Raw genomic sequence first — 8,989 nt, 5'->3', positions numbered from 1 at the left:
GCCGTGGGGCTGGTGGGCCCGTGCGGCCGGTGCCCGTCCCCTGGTCACCGGCCGCACGGGCCCGTCCGCCGGCCGGCGCCTGTCCCGGGCGGCCGGCCGTCCAAGTCCGCCGGCCTTCCCCCGACGGGGGGCCGGCGGTGGTCGCGTCGGCTCAGGTCCGCTTGCGGAAGCGGGCCACGGCCAGCGGGGCGAAGACCGCGGTGATGCCGGCCGACCAGGCCAGCACGATCATCACCGGGTGGGCCACCGCGCCCTCGCCGTTGAGCAGGGCGCGGGAGGCGTCGGCGAGCGCCGAGAGCGGGTTGACCTTGGTGAAGGACTGCAGCCAGCCCGGCATGGTGTCGGTCCTGGCGAAGATCGAGCTGCCGAACTGCATCGGCATCAGGACCAGCATGGCCACGCCCTGGACGGCCTGGGCGCTGCGCAGCGCCATGCCCAGCAGCATCGAGATCCAGACGATCGACATGCCGAACACCAGGCCCAGGCCGATGGTGGCCAGCACCTCCGGCAGGCCGGTCCTCACCTCGAAGCCGATCAGCATCGCGAAGCCGATCAGGATCGCGAAGGAGACCAGCCCGCGGAGGGTCTCGGCGACGATCTTGGACAGCAGCACCGAGGCCCGCCCGATCGGCAGGGTGCGGAAGCGGTCCATCACGCCGGTCTGGAAGTCGGTGTTGAGGCCGGTGCCGACGGCCATCGCGAGGGTGAGGCCGGTCTGCCCGAGCAGACCGGGGACGAGGTACTGCTTGTAGTCGTCCTGGCTGCCGGCCATCGCGCCGCCGAAGACGTAGACGAACAGCACGGTGAAGATGATCGGCATCAGCACGGCGTCGAACATCGACTCCGGGTCGGCCTTGATCCGCATCAGGTTGCGCCTGGTCAGCGCGCCGACGTGCCGCAGGGTGCCGGTCAGGCCGATCCGGGAGTCCTCCACCGGCCGGGTGTCCCGGGCCCGGGAGGGGGTGAGCGTGGCGGTGGTCATGCGACGGGCTCCTTGGCGAGGCTGGGGGCGGGCTCCGCGGCGGCGGACGCGGGCTTGCCGGTGATGGCGAGGAAGACCTCGTCCAGGCTGGGCACCTTGGTGTCGATGCCGGCGACGGCGAAGCCGCGGGTGCCGAGCACCCCGATCACCCTGGTCAGCTGCTCCTCGCCGGTGATCGGCACCGCGAGCAGGCCGGTGTCGGTGGAGACGGTGGCGTTGGTGATGCCGCTCTCGTGCAGGCAGCGGGCCATCTCGGGCAGCTCGGCCGGGTGGGCCGGGCGGACCTGGAGGGTCTGCCCGCCGACCTTGGCCTTGAGCTCGGCTACCAGGCCGTTGGCGATCACCCTGCCGCGGTCGATGACGGTCAGCTCGCTCGCGAGCTGCTCCGCCTCCTCCATGTACTGGGTGGTCAGCAGCACGGTGCTGCCCTCCGCGACCATCCGCTGCACCTCGTCCCAGACCTCGTTGCGGGTGCGCGGGTCCAGGCCGGTGGTGGGCTCGTCCAGGTAGAGCACCCGGGGGCGGCCGATCATGCTGGCGGCCAGGTCGAGGCGGCGGCGCATGCCGCCGGAGTAGGTCTTGGCGGGCCGCTTGGCGGCCTCGGTGAGCGAGAAGCGCTCCAGCAGCTCGGCGGCCCGGGCCCTGGCCTCCCGGCGGGGGAGGTCGAGCAGCCGGCCGATGAGGTAGAGGTTCTCGTACCCGGAGAGCAGCTCGTCCACGGAGGCGTACTGGCCGGTGAGGCCGATCGTGCGGCGCAGCTGCCTGGGCTGGCGCAGCACGTCGTAGCCGCCGACGTACGCGGTGCCGGCGTCCGGCTTGATCAGCGTGGACAGGACGCGCACCAGGGTGGTCTTGCCCGCGCCGTTGGGGCCGAGCACACCGAGGACGGTGCCCTCCTTGACGGTCAGGTCGACCCCGTCGAGGGCCTTGGTGGCGCCGTAGTGCTTGACGATGCCGTGCACCTCCACGGCGTTCCCGGAGGTGGTTCCCCGGTCGTTCGGGGCCGTCGCGATTCGTGTCATGCCCCCAGGGTGTCCGCCCCGGCTGTCAGCCCCCTGTCGGCCCGGGCGGTGCGCTGCCAGCCCGCTGTCACGCCGCTGTCATCGGCCGCCGGGGCCGGGGGCCGGGGGAACGATGATGCGGGGGAACGACCGCGGCCCCGCTCCCCGGAAACGCCGAGGGGGAGCGGGGCCGCGGTGCCGAGCGTCAGTGGAAGCTGTGCTCCGCCGCCGGGAAGGCGCCGGTGCGCACCTCCTCGGCGTACGCCCGGGCGGCGTCGCCGAGGACGGTCCGCAGGTCGGCGTACTGCTTGACGAACTTGGGCACCCGGCCGGCCGTCATGCCGGCCATGTCGGTCCAGACCAGCACCTGGGCGTCGGTGTCCGGCCCGCCGCCGATGCCGACGGTCGGGATCGCCAGCTGCTCGGTGGCCTGGGCGGCCAGCTCGGCCGGGACGGCCTCCAGCACCACCGCGAAGGCGCCCGCCTGCTGGACGGCCTTGGCGTCGCGCAGCAGCTGGTGCGCCGCCTCGTCGCCGCGGCCCTGGACGGGGTAGCCGCCGAGGGCGTGCACGGACTGCGGGGTGAGGCCGATGTGGGCCATCACCGGGACGCCGGCCTCGACCAGCAGCTCGATCGAGCGGGCGCTGCGCTCCCCGCCCTCCAGCTTGACCGCGCCGACCCCGGCCTCCTTCATCAGCCGGGCCGCGTTGTGCATGGCCTGCGCGGGGGACTCCTGGTACGAGCCGAACGGCAGGTCGGCGACGATCATGGCCCGCTTGGTGCCGCGGACGACGGCGGCGGAGAGCATCACCATCTGATCCATGGTCACCGGGACGGTGGTCTCGTAGCCGAGGTGGCAGTTGCCCGCCGAGTCGCCGACCAGCAGCACCGGGATGCCGGCCTCGTCGAACACGCCCGCGGTGAGGGCGTCGTAGGCGGTGAGCATCGACCACTTCTCGCCGCGCTGCTTGGCGGCGGCGAGGTCGCGGACGGTGACACGGCGGTTGGTGACCCCGCCGTAGAGGGTGGCGGTCGACGCCTGGTTCTGGGCAGGCGAAGGCGTAGAAGCGTTCATCGAACGGACTCCTGAAGGGTTGTCGTCTCGTGGCGCCGTACGGCGTCCCCGGATCACCTCCATGCTTGCACGCCCCGGCGCCCGCGCAAAGAGGGGTGCCCGCGTCCCGGTGCGATCCAGGACACACCGGGCGTGCGGGAGGGCCGCGCCGGGGCGTGCGGGAGGGCCGCGCCGGGGTGCGGGGGCTCCGAATTTGCCTGCCCTTTACGAAACGGATTCGTCTCGTATCGTATCGCCCGCTACTCTGGTGCGGGGGGTAACGAGACGCATGCGGCTCGGAATTGCCCGCCAGTGCCACACCAACACGGACGGGAAACACCAATGACCACCGCAGCCGCGCCACCACGGGTGCCGGAAGCCATCCACCGTCGGCGCTGGGCGATCCTCGGCACCCTGCTGCTCGCCCTGCTCGTCGTCGTGCTCGACAACTCGATCCTCAACGTCGCGATGAAGACCATCGCGACCCCCGCGCCGGTCGGCCTCGGCGCCACCCAGAGCGATCTGGAATGGTCGATCAACTCCTACACCCTGGTCTTCGCCGGGCTGCTGTTCACCTCCGGCCTGCTCGGCGACCGGTTCGGCCGCAAGCGCGCGCTGCTGGCCGGCATGGTGGTCTTCGGGATCGCCTCGCTGCTGTCCGCGCTGGCCTCCTCGCCCGGTGAACTCATCGGCTACCGCGCCCTGATGGGCGTCGGCGGCGCGCTCGCGATGCCCGCCACGTTGGCGATCATCATGAACGTCTTCGAGCGCTCCGAGCAGCCCAAGGCGATCGGGATCTGGGCCGGCGCGGTCGGCCTGGCCATCGCCATCGGCCCGATCACCGGCGGCCTGCTGATCGAGCACTTCTGGTGGGGCTCGGTCTTCCTGATCAACGTCCCGATCGTGGTCGTCGCGGTGATCGCGATGGTGATCCTGGTCCCCGAGTCCAAGGACCCCGACCCGGGCCGGATGGACCCGGTCGGCGTGCTGCTGTCGATCATCGGCCTGGTCGCGCTGATCTACGGCATCATCAAGGGCGGCGAGCTGGCCGACTTCACCGCGGCCGAGGCCTGGGTGCCGGTCCTGGTCGGTGTGGTCGCGCTGGTCGCCTTCGTCTGGTTCGAGCGCCGCACCGCCTTCCCCGCACTGGACGTCACCTGGTTCCGCGACAAGGTGTTCAGCGCCTCCGTGGTGGTCGTGGGCGTGATCTTCTTCGCGCTGATGGGCGTCTCGTTCTTCGGCGTGTTCTACATCCAGAGCGTGCGCGGCTACAGCGCCCTCCAGGCCGGTGTGCTGATGCTGCCGCTGGCCGCCGCCCAGCTGGTGTTCGCCCCGCGGGCCCGGCTGGTGGTCGACCGCCTGGGCGTCGCCGCCACCGCCACCGGCGGCATGCTGCTGGTCGCGGTCGGCTTCCTCGGCTACGTCGTGCTGACCGCCACCACCCCGATCTGGGTGCTGGTCGTGCTCGGCCTGGTGATGGGCGCCGGCATGGCGCACGTCATGCCGCCGGTCACCGTCGCGATCATGGCCTCGCTGCCCCGGGAGAAGGCCGGCGCCGGCTCGGCCGTCAACAACACCTTCCGCCAGGTCGGCGGCTCGCTCGGGGTCGCCGTACTCGGCGCGGTGCTCTCCACCGTCTACCGCGACGGGATGTCCGACACCCTGACCCACCTGCCCGAGGGGCTGCGCGACAAGGCCGGCGAGTCGCTGGAGGCCACCCTGGCCATCGCCGACCGCATCCCCGGCGGCCAGGCGCTGATCGCCCCCGCGAACGACTCCTTCGTCCACGCCATGCACGTGGTGGCCTCGCTCTCGGCGGGCGTCTCGGTGATCGGCGCCGTCGTCGCCTGGTTCCTGCTCCCGCGCCGCCCGGCCGCCCCCGCGGGCCCGGCCGGCCCGGTCGGTTCGGTCGGTTCGGCCCCCGAACCGCGCGGCCAGGAGCGGGAGGCCGCGGCCGCGGACGCCTGACCAGCGGCCGGGACACACCGTGACTGAGTGACAATGGCCCTGTCATCCGGGTACGCACCGGGTGGCAGGGCCTCGGTCCGGGGCAGGCCTCCGCCGCGGACCCACCGAGGGACACCCCACGGCGCCAGTGCGGCCGGGGAGAGCGTAGGGAGACAGCGGGGATGACGACGGACACGCCGAGCGCCGACACCGGGCGGCCCTGCGCGGCGGTGCGCCGCGGCCGGCCCCGCAGCGAGGCCGCCGAGCAGGCCATCTTCACCGCCGTCGAGGACCTGCTGGCGGGCGGCACCGCGCTCTCCGAGCTCACCGTCGAGGGCATCGCCACCGCGGCCGGAGTCGGCAAGGCCACCATCTACCGGCGCTGGCCCAACAAGGAGGCCCTGCTGGTCGACGTGGTCGGCCGGCTGGAGGAGCCGCTGCCCGAGCCGACCGGCAACGGCGCCCGGGCCGACCTGATCGCCATGATCGACTACATGCGTCGGCGCGGCCTCGCCAAGCGCACCCGTTGGCTCCTCAAGGCCGCCCTCGGCCAGATGCACAGCCTGCCCGAGCTGCACAGCGCCTACCGCGAACGGGTGATCAAGCCGCGCCGCGACGCCGGGCTCGACCTCGTCCGCCGTGCCATCGACGAGGGCGTGCTCCGCTCCGACCTCGACGTGGACCTGCTCGGCGACCTCCTGATGGGCCCGATCCTCTACCGCAGCATCCTCTGGGACGACTCCGACCTGGAGGACCCGGACCTGGCCCGCAAGATGGTCGACTCCGTGCTCGAGGGCCTCGCACCCCGCTGACCCGACCCGGCCCGGCCCGGCCCGACCCGGCCCGGCCCGGCCCGACCCGGCGCCCGGCCACGCGCCGGGCGCCCGACCGTGCGCTCGCGCCCCGGCGCCCCGACGTGCCCCGGTGCCCGACCGTGCGCCGGACGTGGCCTCCCTCACCAAACCGGGCCACGCCGGAACCCGCTCAGCGGGAGCGACGTCTGTCCCGGCATAGGCTGAGCCGGGTATCCGATCAAACCGGCACCGGTCCGTACGCGCCCGCACCATCCACGGGCCGGGCACGGAGCGGCGACGGCACGAGCGACGGGAGCCACTTCATGGCGCAGGCGGACAGGACCGAGCGGATCACCGCCCCCGGGGGCGCCGCCGACGGCCCGGCCCCCGCGGAGCGTCGCGGCGGCTTCCTCGGCCTGCGCCACTGGGGCCGGGACGCCCGCGGCAGCGGCCCCTGGCGGCGCGGCCTGGTGATCGCCGCGCTGGCCGTGCTCACCGCCGCGCTGTTGGGCTTCCACGCCGAGCTGCCCAACGGCGTCGGCAACCTCGGCAGCCTGCTGGAGACCTTCCTGCCCTGGCTGGGCCTGGCCGTCCCGGTGCTGCTGGTGCCCGCGCTGCTGCGCCGCTCCGCCACCGCGCTGCTCGCCCTGCTGCTGCCCGTCGTGCTCTGGGTCAACCTGTTCGGCGGCCTGCTGAGCGACAAGAGGGGCGGCCCGGGCGACTTCACGGTGGTCAGCCACAACGTCGCCGCCGCCAACACCGACGTGCCGGGCACCGTCCGCACCCTGGTGGACTCCGGCGCCCAGATCGTCGCCCTGCAGGAGCTGGCCGGCCGGCAGCTGCGCTCGTACGAGACCGGGCTCGCCGGCGCCTACCCGTACCACACCGTGGAGGGCACGGTCGGGCTCTGGTCGAAGTACCCGATCGACGACGTCTCCCCGGTGGACCTGAAGATGGGCTGGACCAGGGCCTTCCGGGCGAAGGTCACCACCCCGCAGGGCCCGCTCGCGGTGTACGTGGCGCACCTGCCCTCGGTGCGGCTGAAGGCCGAGGGCGGCTTCACCGTCAACCAGCGGGACGTCAGCGCGCAGGCGCTCGGCGACGCGATCGAGGCCGAGTCGCTCAAGAAGGTCCTGCTGCTCGGCGACCTCAACGGCACCATGAACGACCGCAGCCTGGCCCCGGTCACCTCGCAGATGCGCTCGGCCCAGGGCGCCGCCGGGGACGGCTTCGGCTTCAGCTGGCCGGCGGCCCTCCCGATGGCCCGGATCGACCAGATCATGAGCAAGGGCGGGCTGGACCCGCTCGACTCCCGCACCCTGCCCCGGGACGGCAGCGACCACCTCGCGGTGGCCGCCACCTACCGCTACCAGCCGGTCCGCTAGCCGCGCCGCCAGCGGTTGGTGATCGGCAGGCGGCGGTCGCGGCCGAAGTTCTTGACCGAGATCTTCGGGCCCGGCGGGTACTGGCGCCGCTTGTACTCGGCGGTGTCGACGAGCCGGACCACCCGGTCCACCACGGCCGGGTCGAAGCCGGCCGCCACGATCGCATCCCGGCCCTCGTCGCCCTCGATGTAGCGGGCCAGCACGTCGTCCAGCAGCTCGTAGTCGGGCAGCGAGTCGGTGTCCACCTGGTCCGGCCGCAGCTCGGCGGACGGCGGCTTGGTGATGGTGTTCTCCGGGATCGGCGGCACCTCGCCGCGCCGGACGGCCTCCTCGTTGCGCCAGCGGGCCAGCCGGAACACCAGCGACTTGTAGACGTCCTTGATGGGCCCGTAGGCGCCCACCGAGTCGCCGTACAGGGTCGAGTAGCCGACCGCCAGCTCGCTCTTGTTGCCGGGCGCGAGCACGATGTGCCCCTCCTGGTTGGAGATCGCCATCAGCAGGGTGCCGCGCAGCCGGGACTGCAGGTTCTCCTCGGCCAGACCGGTCAGCTCGGTCGCCTCCAGGTAGGCGTCGAACATCGGGGCGATGGAGACGGTCCGCAGCGGCAGCCCGGTGCGGCGGGCCAGCTCGGCCGCGTCGTCCCGGGAGTGCCGGGAGGAGTAGCGGCTGGGCATCGAGACGCCGTGCACGTTCCGCGCGCCGACCGCGTCCACCGCGATCGCGGCCACCAGCGCCGAGTCGATGCCGCCGGAGAGACCGATCAGCACCGAGGTGAAGCCGTTCTTGGTCACGTACGCCCGGGTGCCGGAGACCAGCGCGGCCCAGATCTCGGCCTCGTCGGACAGCCGCGGCGCCACCTCGGCGGTGAGCCCCTCGGCGGGCCGGTCCTGCGGCTCGCCGCCCAGATCGGTGCGGACCAGGTGCAGCCCGTCGCTCAGCAGCAGGCCGTCGGTGTCGTCGCCCGCGGCGCCCGGCAGGTCGAGGTCCAGCACCAGCAGGTGCTCCTCGAACTGCGGTGAGCGGGCCAGGACTTCGCCGTCCGGGCGGACCACGATCGAGTCGCCGTCGAAGACCAGCTCGTCCTGGCCGCCGACCATGTTGACGTACGCCAGGGCGCAGCCCGCCTCGGCCGCCCGGCGGCGCACCAGCTCCAGCCGCTGGTCGTCCTTGTTCCGCTCGTACGGGGAGCCGTTGACCACCAGCAGCAGCCCGGCGCCGGCCTCGCGGGCGGCGGTGACCCGGCCGCCGTCCTGCCAGATGTCCTCGCAGACGGCCAGCGCGACGTCCACCCCGCGCACCCGCAGCACCGGCAGCTGGTCGCCCGGGACGAACCAGCGGAACTCGTCGAACACGCCGTAGTTGGGCAGGTGGTGCTTGGCGAAGCGGGTCACCACCTCGCCCCGGTGCAGCACCGCGGCGCAGTTCTGCGGGGAGCCGACCGGGCGGTGGAAGCGCGGCGAGGGGTGCTCGGAGCGCCCGAGGTAGCCGACCAGCACCGGGACCTCGCCCAGCCCCTCCGCGGCCAGGCGGCCGGCCAGCTCGACCAGCGCGCCGCGCGAGGCCTCGACGAAGGAGTGGCGCAGGGCGAGGTCCTCCACCGGGTACCCGGTGAGGGCCATCTCGGGGAAGGCGACCAGCTGCGCGCCGGCCCCGGCGGCCCGCTTGGTCCAGCGCACCACCTCGTCGCCGTTGCGGGCGAGGTCGCCGACCCAGGGGTCGATCTGGCACAGGGCGAGACGGAGATTGGGCATGCCTCCGAGTGTAATCGTCTAACTGACGCAATGTCCTGGGCGGAGACCGGTGGAGGGGCCGGCGGCGAGGTCGGC

At 73.3% G+C, this 8,989-nt stretch carries 7 protein-coding genes; 3 read left to right on the top strand and 4 right to left on the bottom strand.

Annotated elements, in window-relative coordinates; genetic code table 11:
• Positions 1–151: 151 nt before the first annotated feature.
• The 3 genes from ABZ449_RS25465 to panB all read right to left on the bottom strand — a co-directional run bounded on the left by ABZ449_RS25465 (position 152) and on the right by panB (position 3,058).
• Entirely contained in the window at positions 152–982 is an 831-nt protein-coding gene (locus ABZ449_RS25465; RefSeq protein WP_360350081.1) for an ABC transporter permease, read from the bottom strand.
• Positions 979–2,004 (bottom strand): ATP-binding cassette domain-containing protein, encoded by a 1,026-nt coding sequence (locus tag ABZ449_RS25460; protein WP_360350078.1) that lies wholly within the window; start codon positions 2,002–2,004, stop codon positions 979–981. Before ABZ449_RS25460 ends, ABZ449_RS25465 begins: the two co-directional genes overlap by 4 nt.
• Before the next feature lie 184 nt (positions 2,005–2,188).
• The gene (gene panB / locus ABZ449_RS25455; RefSeq protein ID WP_360350075.1) at positions 2,189–3,058 is read right to left on the bottom strand and encodes a 3-methyl-2-oxobutanoate hydroxymethyltransferase; all 870 of its coding nucleotides are present in this window, start codon (positions 3,056–3,058) and stop codon (positions 2,189–2,191) included.
• A 321-nt stretch (positions 3,059–3,379) separates the two neighbouring features.
• Here panB and ABZ449_RS25450 point away from each other — a divergent pair, with 321 nt between their 5' ends.
• The 3 genes from ABZ449_RS25450 (at position 3,380) to ABZ449_RS25440 (ending at position 7,163) form a co-directional block, all read left to right on the top strand.
• Positions 3,380–5,005 (top strand): MFS transporter, encoded by a 1,626-nt coding sequence (locus ABZ449_RS25450; protein ID WP_360350072.1) that lies wholly within the window; start codon positions 3,380–3,382, stop codon positions 5,003–5,005.
• A 161-nt stretch (positions 5,006–5,166) separates the two neighbouring features.
• Positions 5,167–5,796, top strand: coding sequence for a TetR/AcrR family transcriptional regulator (locus ABZ449_RS25445; RefSeq protein ID WP_360350070.1), 630 nt, complete (start codon positions 5,167–5,169; stop codon positions 5,794–5,796).
• A gap of 305 nt (positions 5,797–6,101) precedes the next feature.
• Positions 6,102–7,163, top strand: a complete 1,062-nt coding sequence (locus tag ABZ449_RS25440; RefSeq protein WP_360350067.1) for an endonuclease/exonuclease/phosphatase family protein — start codon at positions 6,102–6,104, stop codon at positions 7,161–7,163.
• On the opposite strand, the gene ABZ449_RS25435 is transcribed toward ABZ449_RS25440, so the two are convergent.
• A complete protein-coding gene (locus ABZ449_RS25435; protein ID WP_360350064.1) occupies positions 7,160–8,914 on the bottom strand; it encodes an NAD+ synthase in 1,755 nt (584 codons plus the stop codon). The genes ABZ449_RS25440 and ABZ449_RS25435 overlap by 4 nt on opposite strands.
• Positions 8,915–8,989: the final 75 nt, after the last annotated feature.

Origin of the sequence: Kitasatospora sp. NPDC005856 (assembly GCF_040629945.1) — a bacterium.
Lineage (GTDB): Bacteria > Actinomycetota > Actinomycetes > Streptomycetales > Streptomycetaceae > Kitasatospora.
Note: the sequence above shows the minus strand (reverse complement) of the source record. Positions and strands in the feature narration are given on the sequence as shown.

Excerpts from the sequence above, each read along its gene's own strand:
- ABZ449_RS25465 (WP_360350081.1), bottom strand. The coding sequence starts at position 982 with ATGACCACCGCCACGCTCACCCCCTCCCGGGCCCGGGACACCCGGCCG.
- ABZ449_RS25460 (WP_360350078.1), bottom strand. The coding sequence starts at position 2,004 with ATGACACGAATCGCGACGGCCCCGAACGACCGGGGAACCACCTCCGGG.
- panB (WP_360350075.1), bottom strand. The coding sequence starts at position 3,058 with ATGAACGCTTCTACGCCTTCGCCTGCCCAGAACCAGGCGTCGACCGCC.
- ABZ449_RS25450 (WP_360350072.1), top strand. The coding sequence starts at position 3,380 with ATGACCACCGCAGCCGCGCCACCACGGGTGCCGGAAGCCATCCACCGT.
- ABZ449_RS25445 (WP_360350070.1), top strand. The coding sequence starts at position 5,167 with ATGACGACGGACACGCCGAGCGCCGACACCGGGCGGCCCTGCGCGGCG.
- ABZ449_RS25440 (WP_360350067.1), top strand. The coding sequence starts at position 6,102 with ATGGCGCAGGCGGACAGGACCGAGCGGATCACCGCCCCCGGGGGCGCC.
- ABZ449_RS25435 (WP_360350064.1), bottom strand. The coding sequence starts at position 8,914 with ATGCCCAATCTCCGTCTCGCCCTGTGCCAGATCGACCCCTGGGTCGGC.